Origin of the sequence: Porphyrobacter sp. SLTP (assembly GCF_009905735.1) — a bacterium.
In the GTDB taxonomy this organism is placed as follows: domain Bacteria; phylum Pseudomonadota; class Alphaproteobacteria; order Sphingomonadales; family Sphingomonadaceae; genus Erythrobacter.
On sequence record NZ_JAAALE010000001.1, the window covers coordinates 21,836 to 39,621 of the forward strand.

At 59.0% G+C, this 17,786-nt stretch carries 15 protein-coding genes; 6 read left to right on the top strand and 9 right to left on the bottom strand.

Annotated elements, in window-relative coordinates:
• Positions 1-174 precede the first annotated feature (174 nt).
• A complete protein-coding gene (locus GVM20_RS00100; protein WP_166545278.1) occupies positions 175-681 on the bottom strand; it encodes an FKBP-type peptidyl-prolyl cis-trans isomerase in 507 nt (168 codons plus the stop codon).
• Here GVM20_RS00100 and GVM20_RS00105 point away from each other — a divergent pair.
• Both GVM20_RS00105 and GVM20_RS00110 read left to right on the top strand, forming a co-directional pair.
• Positions 680-1,900, top strand: a complete 1,221-nt coding sequence (locus tag GVM20_RS00105; protein ID WP_234031770.1) for an alpha/beta fold hydrolase — start codon at positions 680-682, stop codon at positions 1,898-1,900. The two genes, GVM20_RS00100 and GVM20_RS00105, sit on opposite strands and share 2 nt — an antisense overlap.
• Before the next feature lie 440 nt (positions 1,901-2,340).
• Positions 2,341-2,736, top strand: a complete 396-nt coding sequence (locus GVM20_RS00110; protein ID WP_166545279.1) for a VOC family protein — start codon at positions 2,341-2,343, stop codon at positions 2,734-2,736.
• A 349-nt stretch (positions 2,737-3,085) separates the two neighbouring features.
• Here the strand turns inward: GVM20_RS00110 and GVM20_RS00115 are convergent, their stop codons facing one another.
• The 5 genes from GVM20_RS00115 to GVM20_RS00135 form a co-directional block, all read right to left on the bottom strand.
• The gene (locus GVM20_RS00115) at positions 3,086-3,346 is read right to left on the bottom strand and encodes an MliC family protein (RefSeq protein WP_166545280.1); all 261 of its coding nucleotides are present in this window, start codon (positions 3,344-3,346) and stop codon (positions 3,086-3,088) included.
• 71 nt (positions 3,347-3,417) lie between these two features.
• The gene (locus GVM20_RS00120; protein WP_166545281.1) at positions 3,418-4,032 is read right to left on the bottom strand and encodes a beta/gamma crystallin-related protein; all 615 of its coding nucleotides are present in this window, start codon (positions 4,030-4,032) and stop codon (positions 3,418-3,420) included.
• 25 nt (positions 4,033-4,057) lie between these two features.
• The gene (locus GVM20_RS00125) at positions 4,058-4,480 is read right to left on the bottom strand and encodes a hypothetical protein (protein ID WP_166545282.1); all 423 of its coding nucleotides are present in this window, start codon (positions 4,478-4,480) and stop codon (positions 4,058-4,060) included.
• 38 nt (positions 4,481-4,518) lie between these two features.
• Complete coding sequence (locus GVM20_RS00130) at positions 4,519-5,541, bottom strand: alpha/beta fold hydrolase (RefSeq protein WP_166545283.1); 1,023 nt, start codon at positions 5,539-5,541, stop codon at positions 4,519-4,521.
• A 303-nt stretch (positions 5,542-5,844) separates the two neighbouring features.
• The gene (locus tag GVM20_RS00135; protein WP_166545284.1) at positions 5,845-6,549 is read right to left on the bottom strand and encodes a Crp/Fnr family transcriptional regulator; all 705 of its coding nucleotides are present in this window, start codon (positions 6,547-6,549) and stop codon (positions 5,845-5,847) included.
• A gap of 357 nt (positions 6,550-6,906) precedes the next feature.
• Between GVM20_RS00135 and GVM20_RS00140 the strand changes: the two genes are divergently transcribed.
• Positions 6,907-7,350, top strand: a complete 444-nt coding sequence (locus GVM20_RS00140; RefSeq protein WP_166545285.1) for a hypothetical protein — start codon at positions 6,907-6,909, stop codon at positions 7,348-7,350.
• Positions 7,351-7,925: 575 nt separating this feature from the next.
• Here the strand turns inward: GVM20_RS00140 and GVM20_RS00145 are convergent.
• The gene (locus GVM20_RS00145) at positions 7,926-8,216 is read right to left on the bottom strand and encodes a VanZ family protein (RefSeq protein ID WP_166545286.1); all 291 of its coding nucleotides are present in this window, start codon (positions 8,214-8,216) and stop codon (positions 7,926-7,928) included.
• A gap of 76 nt (positions 8,217-8,292) precedes the next feature.
• Positions 8,293-8,682: a hypothetical protein gene (locus GVM20_RS16195; RefSeq protein WP_199799374.1), complete on the bottom strand. Its 390-nt coding sequence runs from the start codon at positions 8,680-8,682 to the stop codon at positions 8,293-8,295.
• Between the two features lie 485 nt (positions 8,683-9,167).
• Between GVM20_RS16195 and GVM20_RS00155 the strand changes: the two genes are divergently transcribed.
• Both GVM20_RS00155 and GVM20_RS00160 read left to right on the top strand, forming a co-directional pair.
• Entirely contained in the window at positions 9,168-9,824 is a 657-nt protein-coding gene (locus tag GVM20_RS00155) for a hypothetical protein (protein ID WP_166545287.1), read from the top strand.
• A gap of 5 nt (positions 9,825-9,829) precedes the next feature.
• Entirely contained in the window at positions 9,830-10,303 is a 474-nt protein-coding gene (locus tag GVM20_RS00160; protein WP_166545288.1) for a hypothetical protein, read from the top strand.
• A 229-nt stretch (positions 10,304-10,532) separates the two neighbouring features.
• Here GVM20_RS00160 and GVM20_RS00165 read toward each other — a convergent pair whose 3' ends face one another.
• A complete protein-coding gene (locus tag GVM20_RS00165; RefSeq protein ID WP_166545289.1) occupies positions 10,533-11,003 on the bottom strand; it encodes a hypothetical protein in 471 nt (156 codons plus the stop codon).
• 275 nt (positions 11,004-11,278) lie between these two features.
• On the opposite strand from GVM20_RS00165, the gene GVM20_RS00170 reads away from it, so the two are divergent.
• Positions 11,279-17,242 carry a hypothetical protein gene (locus GVM20_RS00170; RefSeq protein ID WP_166545290.1) on the top strand — a complete coding sequence of 1,988 codons (5,964 nt, stop codon included), beginning with the start codon at positions 11,279-11,281 and terminating at the stop codon, positions 17,240-17,242.
• Positions 17,243-17,786 lie beyond the last annotated feature (544 nt).

The window sequence follows — 17,786 nt, forward strand, 5'->3', positions numbered from 1 at the left end:
GGCCCAGCTAATTCCTATGCCAGCTATGCCACCCACAGCTTAACCGAGGGCGGAGCCGGCGCGCGGCTGTCACCATCGGTCGGCTTTTGGTCGGTAGCCGACATTGCCCGTCTCGGGCCGCGAATGGTGATTAACTGAAGCCGCTCGCTCTGGGCCTAAATGCAGACAGTCCTCTTAACGACCCGGTTTGATGGAAACGAGTTCAACCTCGAAGATCAGGTCACTTCCGGGTGGAATATCGCGCTTCAGCGTTTCTTCGGGAGGTGTGAAACGCCGTCCCGCATGTCCGTAGCCGAGATATGCCGGGATCATGAAGCGCCATCGGTCGCCGGGTCGCATGAGCTGCACAAGCGAACTGAAGCCGGGTATGACGGAGCGAACCGAGAATGTGGAAGGGTCTGAGCCATTATTTGCCGATGTGCTGAAGACGCTTCCATCCACCAGACGTCCGACGTAGCGGATCGACACGTTATCCGAGCGCAACGGACGCGGACCTTCGTATGGACCTGAGCGAAGCACTTCATAGCTCGGCCCTGCCATGTGGATGACGCGGCCACTTTGGGCGTTAGCCGTACCCACGGTCGCAAGCGGACTGGGCGATGCAGTCCCGCCTTCGCCGGAGCAGGCAGCAAGGAAACTGCTCAGCGCTATACTGACGAGTGAAATCGTCCGAAATCTCATGGCTGAACTCCCTTCGTCCGTCATTTGCGACGGCGTCAATCAGCTTGGTTTTGTTGCGAAAGCAAGCCACAACAAACATATGAGCTTATTGATTCACATACTTGCTGGTCTTGCTTCGCAAGCCACCTCGACGGCGCAGGCTGCATCGCCCGTGCCGCCATCAGCACCGCCTGCGACCACTATTCATGCGGCCTCGACTTGGCCCATTCAGGAAGCAGACTTCGTCATTGACGACTTCCGTTTACAAACCGGTGAGCGCCTGCCTCGCCTTCGCTTGCACTACACAACGCTCGGCCAGCCCCATCGCAATGCCCAGGGCGAAATCGACAATGCCGTGATGATCTTGCACGGCACCGGGGGAAGCGGGAAGCAATTCCTGCGCCCCCAGTTTGCGGACGAACTTTATGGGCCGGGCCAACCGCTCGACATCAGCAGATACTGGATAATTCTTCCAGACAATATCGGCCATGGGGAATCTTCCAAGCCGTCTGACGGTGAGCGTATGCGGTTCCCCGCTTACGATTACAGGGACATGGTTGAAGCTCAGCACCAGCTGCTGACCAAGGGGCTTGGTATTCGTGAGATGCGCCTGATCATGGGCACATCGATGGGCTGCATGCACAGCTTTGTGTGGGGCGAGGTTTACCCGCGATTTGCCCGCGCCTTGATGCCGCTGGCGTGCCAGCCGGTCGAAATTGGCGGATTGAACCGGATGTGGCGGCAGTTGCTTGTCGATGGAATAAGGTCCGACCCCGCTTGGGCAGGGGGAGAATATACGACCCAGCCGCTCCAAGGATTGCGCACCGCCGCATCCTTGCTGATCATCGCGGGCGCGGCGCCCCTCAATCTTCAAGAGGCCTTCCCAACCCGTGATGCGGCAACGGCGCAGGCCCGCGCAAGGGTCGAGACTTCCATCGCTGCAATGGATGCCAATGACCTGATCTACCAAATTGAAGCGTCTCGAACCTACGATCCTTGGCCTAACCTTGAAGCGATCACCGCGCCGGTTGTCTGGATCAATTCAGCGGATGATTTCATCAACCCACACAATCTCGACATCCCGCAGCGCGCCGTTGCCCGCATGCCGAACGCGCGCTTTCGGTTGATCCCCGAGAGCGAAGAAACACAGGGTCATGGAACGCACTCTTGGGCTCGCTTCTGGAAGGAGGATCTCAGCGATCTGCTCGAGAGCACAGATACTTCTGCGTCCGAGAGGTAGGAGATACTGAGGACGGCGATGGTGGCAATTAAGCCGAATGACCGTGGCAGGATCCCATATCGCCAGCGACAACCGCCGTCGATGTAGGATTCTGAAAGCGGCATGGCGGCTTAGGGCGAAACTAGGGACTAAACCTGGATGTCGAGAATGACTGACATAGGGCCGAGAACTGCCATCGCTGATACACGCGGTTAACGAATGGCGGCTCTCGTGGTCCCTGTTCCCAAAAGCCGACATTCTGCGAACGACCCCGTTGCGGACGTTTGCTTGCGAGCGGCGATTCCTAGAAGCGGCCACGTCGTCATGGGTCCTGGAACCGCTTTAGTCGGAACTTCCGCCCATTCGGCCTAAGGTGTTCAACAGCATAGCTCGCAACTCGCCGCTTGCTCTGAACTCCCACTGCCTCCACAAGCGTCCGCGAAGCGATAGGGAGAAAGAGATTGCTGTTCCACACAATGGTAGGCTCCAACGACATCGAGCGGTCGCGGCAGTTCTACAACGCGGTTCTGGGTGTTCTGGGAATGCCAGAGCCGATGAACAATATTGCCGGCAGCGGGCATATGCGCCTCTTCTACCCGAACCCGGGCGGAACAAACTTCATCGTCACTCAGCCGATCAACGATGAACCTGCCACCGTGGCGAACGGGGCTACGGTTGCTTTCTCGTGTAATTCGCCCGAACAAGTTCGGCAATTTCATGATGTGGCCGTTGCCAACGGCGGAACGTCAATCGAAGACGCACCCGGCCCGCGGGAGTCTGCGATGGGTACGATCTACCTGACCTACGTGCGCGATCCTGACGGCAATAAACTGTGCGGGATCCACATCCCCGGATAGGGTTTTCACCAATCTTTGGACCGGTCCACCGAGCGATTGGACGTTCGGTAGGGCCGGGTTCCACCCTTCACACATGTGGTCAGCGAGCTGACCACCCAGACACAGTCATTCGTCGCGATCAACCGCGACCTTGTAAGCTGACGGGCCTCTATCGCCTCACCGGCGGTGAAAGCGGACTATCGGCAAACGAGCCTTTAGCGGACATCGTTGCATTGGCGGAACAGTGTGCGCCTTAGTCGATGTTCGAATGAGGGGGCAAAATGCAGAGGTCTCGTTTGAGAGCGGCCATTGCGCTTCGTTCAATTGCCGCTCTCATTTTCGAAGGTAGCCAGGATTGCCCCTGCAAACCTCACTGGATCGTGTTGATGGCGCGGCAGGTTTCCGGCGCCGAACGGGCGGCAGTGTTCCAAGTGACGGTGTTTCCGTTTCGTGCGAGCCGATTGCCCGCGCTTTCATAGATGCTTCCTGCGTTGCTCGGCGTTTCGCGGAAGGGGATGGCACGTGCGCCATTGACGCGTACGAGGGCGCCTTCACGCAGATAGCTCACTTGGAGCCTTGTTCCGCGATCACATTCGTAGGTAGTGCCAAGGTTCGCCGGCTGCGCGGTCATGCAGCCCGAAAGCAGAACCGCTCCCGTCGCTGCGAGTGTCGTAGTGAAAATTCGCATGTGCTTGTCCCCCTTCAGTAGTTCGATTTGACACACAGCACGTCTGCCAAGAACACGACCCGGCCAACTGTCTGCATGTGCTCCCGCGCCGAGCCGTTCCAGCCGATCGTCCGGCAATAATTGTCGGCAGTCCTCGCGGCGCAATTGGCCGTGACGCGGCCCACCGGGCAGGCTGGGATGCGGTAGCCCCTTGCAGCAGGTTCGGTGTGGAACTCGGCGAAAGTGCCGGTCGTGACCTTATCGCGTGCCTCGACACCGATAAAGCTGCCGCCGCTCGGCACAGATGGCCGCATCGACTGGATCGTCAGTCCGCTCGAACGCGATAGCAAGACTGGTGTGTTGCGATCATAGGTGCGGCATGTGCCCTGGAAATTGGGACGTTCACACAGCTCCCAGGTGCCGCTTTTGACGCGGATTGAATTGACGGGCCAGGCAAGGCCCAAATTGGCCTTCGCTTCGCCGACGTACACGGCTGGGCCGCGATAGTCGGCATCGCGGTAAATCGTGGCTTCGCCGCCCGGGCGGGCCATCTTGTCGTCTTGTGCAAGTCCAGCATCGGCGCTGACGAGGGCGGCACCGGCCAACAGCGGAATTGCGGCCAAGGCCGCACGTTTTGCAATCGCGTTCATGCTCCCATTCTCCTTCAAATGCTGCTCAATCGCGGCAGTAGCCTTCCCCTTCAGCAACCATCAGGCAGTTCGATTTGCCCGCTAAGTATTTGAGACCCGTCTCGTCCCCTGTCGCTGCCCTGAGCAGCAGCTGCTGGCCGCCGCGTTCAAAGGCGATGCCGCTTTCTGTGTCGGTGCCACGGTAGGTACCCACAGTGTCGAGGTCCGACTGCATTGTGAGCGAATAGCCGCCATTTGCGCTTGGCGTGATTTCGACAAACATGCCTTCTACGCCGACCCATTTGCCGGCCCATTCGGCGTGGCTCATGGCGGCAGCAGGAGCGGCTGTGGCTGTCGGCGCTGGGCCAACGATCTCATTTGTATCAGCATCGTCCTGTGCAGCCGGAGCGCAAGCCGCGACGAGTCCGGCAAGCGCTAGCGCGGTGGCAATCGGGAAATCGTTGTTCATCTTTATCTACTCCTCGAAAGATTGTGCGGGGTCGCGCGCTAACGAAGTGCATTGCAATCATCGGGTGGTGGTGCACCGGCAAAGCGGTCTTCGATCCATTGTGGCGTGGCATAGGCGCTTTGGCTGGCGGTGGTGGCGTGATCCTTGCCTGGCAGGTCGATCCAGCGAACTTTCAGGCCCCGCATGCACGCCTTGCGCGCGAAGCTCCGCGTCACCTCGGGCGATACCAGCGGGTCTTCCCGAGTTTGGGCCAGCAACAGCGGCACTGAGAAGCTCGGGCTTACTGAGTTTTCAGCCATGACCTGCGACCACGGTGCGCGCGCGGTGAAATCGTCGTTCTTCAGGTCGCTGCGCAGCGCGATCATTCCGACCAGCGCGCCCAGACGCGGTGTTGCTGTCGAGGAGATACAATTGCTCGCCAGCTTGCGAATGATCCCGGGCGTCCTGCGCCTGCCAATATCCAGCGGCATGTCGAAGTATCGCGACCAGCTATCGGCGGTCAGCGCTGTCAGGAAGGCGCGGGCATTTGGATCGCTCGCCTCGCGAAAATTGGCCGCAAGATCAGTCGGCGGAGCGCCAGCTGCCACACCGATGAGTTCAAGCTCTGGTGCGGCTGAAGCGATCATCGCCGTCCACAGCGCGGCGTGCCCGCCCTGACTCTCGCCCCACACCACATAGCGGGGGCCAGCGCTGGCGGCTGGCATGGCGCGCGCAGCACGAACCGCGTCGATCACGGATTGTCCGGTTGGTTGCCCGATCAGGTAGGGGTGCGTCGCATCCGTGCCGAGACCGGGATAATCCGGCGCGACCACCACATAACCCATCGCAACTGCGCTGACGGCTGGGGTCACCTCAAAAAACCGCGGGCCCTGCGAAGGCGCGCATTTGCTGGCGACCCCCCAGGTGCCGTGTGTCCAAGCGACAACTCCGCGCGGTGCACGATCTGTCGTATCGGCGGGAGCCATGATCACTGCCGTTGCTTCTTGACGTGCGACCCCGTCGCGCCCGCCGGTGAGGTAGCGGATGCGCCAAGCCGTGCCCCCGGCCGGTGCGCTAGCCATCGGCTCCTGCGCGAGGATTGTCCCTGGCTCCTGCGCGACCAAGACTGCCTGGTGCAACGGGACAAGTAGCGACAATGCGCATGCCAATAAGATAAGTGATCGCATCACCATCTCCACGCTCGCTGCCCGGCTAAGCTGCATTGCTGCATACACTGGCCAGCAAAGCCGAACGTGGTGCAGGCGCACTCATCGTGAACAAACCTCTCCGGCCGGATGATCCATACTTGAATGACTCCCCTCCGGCAGCGGAAAATAGCCCGCATTGCCGAGGAGATTGTCGGGAAAACGACAAATGGTGCGGAATTATTCCAGCACCAAGTCACCCGTTGCAATCAGGCCGAGGCGATGCAGATCGATCACCTCCACTGTGCGATAACCGACTTTGACAATGCCCTGTTCGGCCAGCCTGCCGAGGCACACATTGATCGTCTGGCGCGACAGGCGCGTGGCATTGGCAAGATCGGTCTGGGATATCTTCTCAAGCCGCGAAGCCTCGCCAGTCGCAACGGAATAGGGCCAGCGGCCCAGCCCGATCATCCGCTCTGCTAACCGGAGCATTGGCGGCCGGTAGGAAGTCTCGACGAAATAGTGATATGTCCCGCGCGAGACTACCAGTTCAGGCGCCAGCAGCAGCTTGAACCTTGCCAAATCTCTTTCGAAGATTCGCTGCGTTGCCGCCGCGTCCAACCTGGCCACGCGGCATTCTGTCATCGCTCGCACCGAGAAGGCGTAGCAGCCCTGATCTAGCGCGGCCAGAAACCCGGTCCAGTCATTTGGTCGAAGCACGCCCATCAGTAATTCGTCGCCGCAGCGTGCAGTTCCGATCACATGCATCTCACCAGTGAGCAGGCAGATCAGCCCCGAGAACGGCGCACCCTGCCGAATGACTTCGGCGTCCTGCTCGAGCCGGTGCGAGCTCGCCGCAGCCATGATTTCGGACTGAACATCGCGCGGTAAATTTCGCGACCACGTGCTGGCGAACAGGGACTGGTGCCAAGTCTGGTTCACGTGTGCGCTTCGGCGGCCTTGGGGATGATGCTCGGGCGTTATCGCACAAAATCTTGGATTGTCACAATGCTTCGCACTGCGAGCCATTACCCTGAGACAGACGCCTTCACGTCACGTTGCCGGAGCATGGTACGAGAGTTCGATGTCTCAAGCCTGGCCAATCCGATATACGGGTCTCACCCCGGAATGGCAGCTTCTCACCCAGTTGCGGCCGTTCCCGGTGTTCTTGACAGTTCCCGATAGCGGACAGGCAGCTTGCACGGGATTTTTGCCAAATGCTGAAATTCAAGGAGCGACCCCATTGCGGAAACTCTCACGGTCATTCATTTGCGAGGCAGACTGGTCGAAAGGAGCTTTATGACACGTCTATTCGACCGGCGTAAAACGATAGAGCCAGACCAAATGGAAAAGGTGGAGGATGTCTCTGCGGACCTTCCATACGAACTCCAGTCGAAAATGTTTGATCAGCTTGCCACGGTTGCAATCGCAGCCGCAGGCTTGTCAGTGACTTTGATCGGAAGTTTGTTGCGTGACTCTCCGCCGACAGTTTGGTTGACGGTCGCTGCTTTCGCAATAGCAGCAATGACTTCGGTCAGCGGTAACGTAATGTTGATCGAGAATTTGAGTCGAAGGCAGCCAGCTCTGAAAAAATCGAAGGTGCAAACGCAATTGGCTATCGGATTGATAGGTGCGGGTGCAGGCTTTCTGAGTATGGAGATTTACTCCGCAGGGGAAGCCACGCCAGCGCCACAGAGCGAAGCTAGTGTATCCGATGCACAAACCGAGCAAAATCCACGGTAATGGTTAAAGCAAAGAAGCTTTAATCTTCAAGATTTACTGTGCTGGCCAATAGGTGCACTTCCGCATGCCACCCATTTTCAGTTGTTCGTTGCGATCAGCCGCGAGCCCGAAAGCAGTCAGCCAACTATCGCCACACCTGGGCCAAAAAGCCGACATTCCGCAAACGACCCCATAGCGGTCAATTGGAGCTTGGGGCAGAATGCGGCTTTGACGCATCAACTGGTTGGGCGGTCTTAGTGAACGACGGCAGAAGCTTTGGAGAGACACTTGTCGCAGGGTTGGGCACTCCGAGGGACCATACAGCGGAGCTGCTAGGAGGCGGCGTGGTGCTGCTCCTACTGCTTGCCTATGTCGGTCTGGAGTTCGGATTAGGGCGAGCACTCATCAGGATTGCGCGTTCTATAAAGTCATGGCCCTCCCACGAACGGATCGATGACCAGTGACTGGCGTGGTAGCTGAAAACCACCCAGTTTCGGATGTCACGCTCGGCACGGCTCGCACCTGATACCGGACAGGCAACGACGAGCTCCGCCGGTGGCGACAGCGCACGTTGGCTTCGCTCGCGATCGAAATCGCTATCTTGCTCGGCGGATGAACCGCACCGCGCCGACGAAGAGCAGGACGGCGCCCGCGGCGGTCAGGTCGGCCAGCCAATCCATCAAGCTCGGCTCGCGGCCGATGTTGGGGATCGCCTGCACCAGCTCAATCGCTGCGCCAAATAGCGCAAGGCCGAGAAAGATCATCACGAGCCGCACACGCGGGTAGGCAAAGGCAGCTAGGCCCGCCAGCACCAGAAAGGCCAGGACGTGCAGAACCTTGTCGCCCGGATTCCCAGGGATCGCTGGCGGCTGCGGCAGGCTCGCCATGACGAAGGCAAAAGCGAGTGCACCCCAGAACAGGATTTGGAAGAGGCGTTCTAGCGGCATTGCAGGGGTCTTTTCATTATTTGGCACGGTCCCGGCGCAAACGCACGCCGGGTGAGGCGATGGGGTCGCCGATAAACTCGATGCCGGCCGCTTCAAGCGCCGACTTAACGCGCTCGAGTGTTCCGGCTCGTGATTGAGGGATACCTGCACATAGCTCAAAGCGCTTGATTGTCGCCCAGCTGACACCAGCGGTTGCGGCGAATTCGCGTGAGGTGACCGTCAATAAGCCACGCGCTGCCTTTATTTGAGCTCCAGAGATCACTGGCGCTATTCCTTTAAGAGCGTCAAGGCTCATAACCGGAGGTTGATGAGCGAAATGGACATAGATCGAATTCTCAAGCGTTGCCAAGGCGCATACGCTGAAATGACCTTGAGCGGCTACCGCGACCACCTCCAGCTTTTTCAAGCTTGGTGCAAAGAGCGCAGCGTCGCTTGGGCGCCAGCTTTTTTATCGCATTCACGCTGACGCTACTTTTGCGCCAACTTAGGTTATCGCGCGAGGGTGGCCCTGTCGGCCCTCCTGCGTCATCCTGACCATGCTGTCACGACCTTTGCTGGGGCAAGCTTCGAGTGGGCGAGCGCGAGACATGCGGATGTACGCTCAGGTTCGTTTTGCAGTTTTTGGACCGCGGAGTCGAAGTTATGTTCACTCTTTGTTCTTTGGAGCTCCATCGCAGGATCGTACCCTGTGCCCTAGGCTCAGAACTCATTGCGACAGTCAGAAAATGACGGTTGCGGGGATGCAGAAGGCTGACATAAGATCTGTGCGCAGTGGTCAGCCGGGGGTCTCCAAGCCTAGCTCGCAGTCGCTCAACGACGTTTGCAAGTCAGTCTTGGCCCTATCTAGGTCGTGACAACATGATTGGTGCTCCTGATACCATAGGAGCTTCAATGACTACCAAGACTAAGACCACCATTGTTCCGCCCACCGCGGCTGGCTCGCGTCTGTCGCTGCCGGGTCAGCATATTGATCGTGAGGCATGGCTGCGTGACGAACTCACCCGGGAACTGGCCCCGCAGGGCCTCATCGAAAAGCGGTGGGTCGAAGACATCGCTTACCGTTGGGTACGGATCGACGGCATCCGTGCACAGGTTGCAGGGTTGCAGAACAGGCTCGTGAAAGACGTGCTTTCTGAGCTCGACAAGGCGAAACATGTTCGCGAAGATGAAGAGTTCCCTTGCCCATTTCCTCTCACGCGAGAGGAACGGCGGGTTCTTGAGACCTACAACGCAATGGGCAAGCGGTTCGAGACCGACGACATCCTCGACAACCCCGAGTTTGCCTGGTTGTTGGGGCGGGTCACGCCGTCTGACATCGAACTCCTTCAGCGGCTCCAGGGTCTGGAACATGCCGAGGTGCGTGAGCGTGATCGCGTAATCAATCAGTTCGAGCGGCGGCGCCGGCTTCACGCCCAGCACCTTATCATGCTGATCGACGCCAAGCAGCGGGGTGCGCTGCCGGTCGTATGCGACTCTCATGAACTTGAGGCAGTGGTGGTGTTAGACGAAGAGGGCGGATCGGACGCCCCATCTGGCAGGGAGGCGTAAGTTAGATGGCACGCCGTCGCACCGAGGCAGCCGTTCGCGCAAGCCAGGCCAACGGCGCACGCAGCAGGGGCCCAGTCAGCCTGTCAGGAAAGGCCAAATCGGCGCGCAATGCGCGCAAGCATGGTCTCTTCTCGCCCATTGAATTTGACGCGCGGGTGTTGAGCAAGGGCGATATCGCATTGCTCGATCACCTCCGCAATCTGGGAGGGGGAGTTTGGAATGCGAATCTGCTTATTCGGGAGGCGCACCAGGCGCTTGTTCGTCTGCGCAGGGTTAGCGTCCTCATCGAGGATTCCAACAACGGTATCGACCTAATTCTGGCAGACAAGCTGTCTGATCTGAGGGTCCTTGGCCAGCGGGTAGAGGAACTTGTGCGGCTCTCGCGCTACGAACGCCGCTTTCGCGGAAGGCTAGACCGGTTGATCCGCACAGCGATGAAACTCGACCCCGACCGTGCCTGCGGAAGCCTAGCTAACTAGCCGCCAGCCCATTTCGCTCGACTTCTCCTTACCGGTATCAGTCTGTATTTCTGATTTAAGCACGCATGAGCCGGGATTATCGAGAATTTTCAAGACAGCTGTTTCATCCAGTTTAAACCCATAGCGTAGCGACTACACCTGTAAACCACCCATGAACGATCATTCGTAGCCTTCTAGCAAACTTTGAAAGCGGCAGGGCAGCTTTTGGGTGGATTCCGGCCAAACGCCTTTAGATCGGAGGAAGCCCAGACGGGTGTTCGACGTCGCCCATTCGACGCAGAATAACGTTCGTGAATCCTGCAGAACGCACGATCTTTGCCGCGCGCTCAACACACGCATGATGCTCGCCGGCAGTTACCAGATCGATTTGCCTCGATTTGCTTGGGAGCTGCATCATCCAATCCGAAAGGCTCGGGCTTTTCAAAATCATGTCTTGAACTTGAAAGATGCATTGTCGTTGATCGGCATTCACGAATACCGGATAGCCCGGCGATAAATCACGGGAAGCCAATGATAGGCTCTGTGATGTCGCGCATCCGGAAAGAGCCAGTCCGAAGAGGGTTGCATAGAACTTCATGATGGCAAAATAGCGCGGAACGCAGGAGTCAGCAAAGGGGTCGTTTGCAGAAGGTCCGCTTTTGGCCAAACCACCGCGAAAGCCGCCATGCCGCTTTCGGGACCGTGCATCGGCCCCGCTCATGGCAGGAGGTGGGTGGTAAGCTGCCTGACCGCTTTCGGGTGACAGAACGCGAAAGCTGCCGTTGATCCCGGCCTAGTAATGCGTCGCCTCTCGACCAAACCCGGTCGTTGAAATCAGCCACCCTAACCGTCGGCTCCAAACAGAAGTGGCCGATGAGATGTCGCGAAGCGGCCAGTCAGCAAAGCGCTGGAAAATTTCGCCAAGTTGGGTGTTTTAACTGATCCTAAATGTCACTGCTGTAGCCGTGCAACGTTCTGAATAATGGGGTAGCATTCATGGCTGTATATGTGCGTTCGAGTGGCGAGATTGTCGTGAATTCAACATATGCGAGGTCACAAGCGCAATCGGACGTGACACGGCTTGCCAATGGCGATTTCATCGTCACGTGGATTGACGCTGACTTCAGCACAACGGCCAACCGGTTTGTCAGGGCGCAGATGTTCAATGCCGATGGCAGCGCTTCCGGTTCGGAGTTGACTCTGTTCGGTCCGCTTAATGGTGCGATCAGCCCCACGATCACTGCGCTTGCCAATGGCGGCTTCGTTGTGACGTATGGCGGGCTGCCGCGGGCCGCCATCTTTGACGATACCGGCGTCCAGATCGGATCGACCCTTTCCCTCGGCACATCATTCGCATCGGCCATGGCATCGACGGGGCTTGCCAGCGGTGGCTTTGCCGTTGTGTGGAGCGACAGCCGCACCAGCGGTGCCGACACGTCCGGTTCGGGCATTCGTGTATCTACCTTCGATCAGGCCGGAAACGCCGTGATCGCAGATGTTCTGGTCAACACCACCACCAGCGGTAATCAGGCAGATGCCTCGGTCGCTCCGCTTGCCGGTGGCGGGTTCGTCGTCACCTGGACCGACCGGTCTACCAGTTCGTGGCTGATCAAGGCGCAGATATTCGATGCTACCAACAGCAAGGTTGGTGGAGAATTCACCGTCAATTCGTTGGCAGGCCCCAATGCCGGATCTGTTGAATCATCGGTAACTGCACTGACGAATGGTGATTTTGCGGTGGCCTGGTACGAGGGCTCGCTACACCGTATCCAGGTTTTCACTGCGTCAGGTGTTCCTGTCGGGGCTGAGATTGCCGTTGCTGCGGGCTTTTCCGGCACGCAGGTCGGGCCGGAACTGACGGCGCTGAGCACCGGCGGTTTCGTGCTGACTTGGGTCGGCAATGCTGGTGCGCTTTCCGACGGTTCGGGGACAGGCATTTATTTTCAAGCCTATGACGCCGCAGGCGCGCCGATCGGATCGGCGCAGCTGGCGAACACGACACTGGCAGGAGACCAGATCCTGCCCAGTGTGGTCGCGCTCGATAATGGCAGCTTTGCGATCACTTGGACCGACCTGAGCGTAGCCGGGAAAGACAATGATCAGATCCGCAGCCAGATTTTCGTTCTGAACGAACCGGGCACGCCGCCGAGCGAAGTTACAATCACGTCGGCCGGAGGCGGTGCTTCGGCAACCACCAATGGCGTTGAAGGCGACACCGCCGTGGCATTTGTCACGGCACAGGCTCCGCAGGGCAGCCCTGCTGTCCTGTATGCCATCACCGGCGGTGCCGACGCGGCTCAGTTCACCATCGATGCCTCGACCGGTCTGCTTCGCTTCGCTGTGTTGCCGGATTTCGAGGCACCGACCGATGCAGGGGCCGACAACGTATATGATGTGGTCGTGACTGCCAGCAATGGCATCACGTCAGATAGCCAGGCTTTGGCGATCCAACTGACCGACATGAATGATGCGCCGGTCATCACTTCACCGCTGGCTTTCTCGATCAACGAAAACACCGTTGCCGTGACGACCCTGGCCGCCGCCGATCTCGAAGGAGACGCAGTCTACTTCACCATCGCAGGTGGAGCTGACGCGGCACGATTTGCGCTTAATTCCCAGACCGGCGCGCTCAGCCTGATTTCCGCGCGCGATTTCGAAGCGCCGGGCGATGCCGACGCAAACAACGTCTACGTCGTCACGGTTAGGGCCGAGGACGCCAACGGCATGATCTCGGTCGAGCAGACCATTTCGGTCGCCATCAACAATGTCGTTGAAGGCACGGCAATCGTCTCGAATGGTGGTGGCGCTTCGGCAGCGATCAGCATGACCGAAAACCTGACTGCCGTGACGACCGTTACCGCTGTCGATTATGCGGGGTCTGCGGTCACTTACGCGATCAGCGGTGGAGTGGACGCAGCAAGGTTCACGATCAATGCCGCAACCGGCGCTCTGGCCTTTGTTGCTGCGCCCAGTTTCGAATCCCCGAACGATTCCGGCCTTAACCGCGTCTATGACGTCATCGTTTCAGCGAGCGACGGGATCGTCACGGACACGCAGGCTCTGGCAATCACGATCACCAACATTAACGAAGCGCCGGTCATCACCTCCAACGGTGGCGGCAGCACGGCAACCATCGCGCTCAGTGAAGGCTCGACTTATGTCGGCATGATCGCCTCGACTGACCCGGAAGGCACGGCGCGCACCTATTCGATCGTTGGCGGCGCAGATGCCGCACGGTTCGCCATCACTGCCAGCAGTGGCGTCTTGACACTCACCAGCGCTCCCAATTTCGAAGCCCCCATCGATGCCAATGGCGACAACATTTATGACGTAATCGTGCAGGCGAGCGATGGCGCGCTGGCCGATACGCAGGCCATTTCGGTCAACATCAGCAACGTCAACGAAACGCCGATCATTTCCTCGCCTGCTGCCCTTACGGTTCAGGAAAACACGGTGCTTGCGGGCACGCTGGTTGCCGCAGACCCCGATGGCGTGCCGCTGGCGTTCTCGATCACGGGCGGTCTGGATGCTGCGCGCTTCGCCATCAATGCCCAGACCGGCCAGCTTTCCTTCGTCGCCTCGCCCAATTTCGAAGCGCCGAGCGATAGCAATGCCGACAACATCTACCAGGTGATCGTGCGGGCCAGCGATGGCGTGTTGAGCGCCTCGCAGACGGTAAATGTTACCGTATCGAACGTGTTCGATTCGCCCGAGTTTTCTTCTCCAGCAAGTTACAGCGTCGCTGAAAACACGCTTGCGGTTGGCGCGCTGGCAGCAGTTGCTCCCGGAAATCTGCCGATCACCTACGCCATCAGTGGTGGGCTTGATGCGGCACGCTTTGCGGTCGATTCACAGACCGGTGCGCTGAGCTTTTTGGCCGCTCCCAATTTCGAGGCTCCGAACGACAGCGGTGCAAACCGTATCTACAACGTGACTGTCAGTGCCAGCAGCGGCGGCGAAACGAGCACACGCGCGCTGGCCATCACGATCACCAACGTCAATGAAGCGCCGATCATCTCCTCGAACGGCGGAGGGGACATCGCCAGCGTGTCGGTGGCGGAGAACGGTACGACTGTAACCACCATGGTGGCCAGCGATCCCGAAGGCACCGCGCGGACCTACTCGATCATCGGCGGGGCCGATGCCGCGCGCTTCTCGATCGTTTCGACGAGTGGCGCCCTGCGCTTTGTCACTGCGCCGAACCACGAAAGCCCGACCGACGCCAACGGCGACAATGTCTATGAGGTCATCGTGCGCGCAAGCGATGGCACGTTGAGCGACAGCCAGACCCTGCTGGTTGGCGTGACGAACGTGAACGAGGCGCCGACGATCACCTCCAACCTTGGCAACACCACCATCACGCTGGCCGAAAACACACTGGCCGTGACCACGGTTACCGCCAGCGATCCAGATGGCACCGCGCAGACCTATTCCATTACCGGCGGAACCGATGCCGTCCGCTTCACCATCAATGCCGTATCCGGCGCGTTGGCGTTTGTGCAGGCCCCCGATTTTGAAGCGCCTGGTGATGCTAATGCCGACAACAGCTATCAGGTCATCGTGCGGGCAAGCGATGGCACACTTTCGGCCACGCAGACGCTGACGGTCGTCGTAGGCAACATCAACGAAACGCCTGTTATCGTGTCTGATGGCGGGGCTGCGAGTGCCAGCCTTCAGGTGTTGGAGAACACCACCGCCGTCACCACGGTCGTCGCCAGTGACCAGGAAGGTACGCCGCGCAGCTATGCGATTGCCGGTGGCAGCGATGCTGAAAAGTTCACGATCGACGCAGCAACCGGCGTTTTGAGCTTTGCTGCGGCCCCGGATCACGACATTGCCGGAGATGCCGATGGCAACAATGTCTACGATGTGGTCGTGCAGGCCAGCGACGGTTCGACCGCCGATACGCAGGCATTGTCCATTACGGTCGGCAACGTAAATGAAGCGCCAGTGCTAGCGCCTTTGGCTACGCTCTCGGTGCTTGAAGGCCAGCTTGCCGCAGGAACCATCTTGGCCACCGACGTAGACGGGCAGGCACTCGTCTTCAGCGTGTCGGGCGGCGCAGATGCAGCACTGTTTGCCATCAATGCACAAACAGGCGCTCTCAGCTTCCTTGCTGCACCCGATTTTGAAGCGCCGGCCGATGACGATGCCGACAATCTCTACGATATCGAAATCACCGTAAATGATGGCAGCTTGTCCGCCTCACAGGCGCTGACAGTTGCTGTGACCCTGTCTGACGAAGCGCCTGTGTTCACATCGGGCGCAAGCATCGACGCGGTGGAAAACGCAAGCGCGATTAGCTTTGTGGCCGCCATCGATCCCGAAGGAGCCACGCTAGCCTATGCCATCAGTGGCGGCGCCGACGCCTCGCTGTTCTCAATCGATGCCGCAAGCGGTGCGCTGTCGTTCACCATGGCACCCGATCACGAAGCGCCAGCCGATGGCAATGGGGACAATCTCTACGAAATAGTTGTCACTGCTACCGATGGGGTCAACACCACGGCCCACACGTTGTCTGTGTCTGTGGCCGACGTCAACGAGGCCGTTGTCATCACATCTGCGCCCTCCTTCGTGCTTAGCGAGAACTTCACTGCCATTGGCAATGTCGCAGCGGTTGACCCTGAAGGTTCGCCCATCACGTTTGCAATCGCGGGCGGTGCCGATGCGGCGATGTTCGCGGTCGATGCCAATACTGGCGCGCTTTCTTTCGTCACGGCACCCGACTTTGAAGCAGCAGGCGATGCCAATGGTGACAACCTGTTCGAAGTGAACATAAGCGCCAGCGATGGTGCGTCCGACACGCTTCAAAGCGTAATTGTGGCAGTGAGCAACACCAATGAAGCGCCGCAGATTATCTCGGCGTCGGCCAGGACAGTAACCGAAGACAGCATTACAGTTGGCTTGGTGATTGGCACCGACATCGATGGCGACGCACTGACCTACGCCATCACCGGCGGCGCCGATGCACGCCGCTTTGCCATCAATTCCGCCAGCGGGGTGCTCAGTTTCGTCTCGGCACCAAACTTCGAGGTCCCTGACGATGCTGACGCCAACAACATCTATGACGTCATCGTCACCGCCAGCGATGGCGCGCTCTTGGGCAGCCAGACGCTTGCCATTACGGTAGGTAACGTAAACGAGGCACCAGTGATCTCGTCGTTCGGTGGCCTGAACGTTGTGAACTTCCAGCTCAGCGAGAATACCATTCCCGTAGCAGCTATATCCGCCAGCGATCCTGATGGATCGGTGCTGACCTACAGCATCGGCGGCGGTGCCGATGCGGCGAGGTTTGCAATCAATACTGTTACCGGACAACTTTCGTTTATCACAGCGCCCAACTTCGAAGCGCCGGGTGATGTAGGGGCCGACAATAACTATCAGGTGATCGTCAATGTCAGCGACGGCGAATTGAGTGACAGCCAGACCTTCTCCATAGGCATTCTCGATGTCGTCGATGGCATCACCCTTACGGGTACATCGGCAGGCAACACGCTGACCGGCGGCACGGGCGATGACGTGATCAATGGGTTGGCTGGTAATGATACGTTGAACGGCGGAGCCGGCGTCGACCGGATCGACGGTGGCAACAACAACGACGTGATTATCGGTGGGGCCGGCGCTGACCGGCTCACGGGCGGTACAGGCGCAGACACCTTCACATTCCAGAACCTCAGCGACAGCGGACTGGGCAACATCGATTTCATCACCGACTTCTCGACGTCACAAGGCGACAGAATTTCGCTCAGTGCCATCGATGCCAATGCCAACGTTGCTGGAAATCAGGCGTTTACCTTCATCGGTACAGCAGAATTCTCAAACGCAGCGGGCCAGCTTCGCTTTTACCAATCGGGCGGTGATACTTTTGTCACCGGAGATGTGAACGGCGATGGTGTTGGCGATTTCGTGATTCGGTTGGACCCGCTGTTGTTGCTGGCGTCATCACACTTCGTTCTCTGAGGTGGCAGATCAGTACGTTCGGATGTCAGCAGCGAACCTTCTGATCTGGTCGGGAACTGCCGTTGCCTAGGGCAAATCGGACCGCAGCTTTCCACATTTCGCCTCACTGAACCCGCCATCCAGCTGCCAGCCCAGTTGCGGTCATGGTACGAGCATAGCTGGGCGACATTCCAGTGTCGTGTTTTGGCAGAGAACCTGTCGCCTAACCGTTCGAAAGGGAACGACGGCTTCGTCCCAATTTCAGCTGTTCCGGGCCCCATGACCACGTGGCCGCTTTCGGGAAGTCGCAGGTCGAAATCGAACGTCTGAAACGGGGTCGCTTTCTGAATGGCAGGAATTTTCCAGAAGTGGGGTAGAGCCGCCCTTGGCGGTCTGATTTGAGCCGTGACGGCTCCCGGCTGATGAGCGCCAAGCCCTCTGCGCGCGCACTACGAAGAGGGGGCCAGATCAACCTGACGGGCCGTCGACCCCCTCCACACGCTCCGGGTCGTGACCGCGGCTTGCTAATACAGCGCCCGCCCGACGATGCAAGATATTGCCCGCG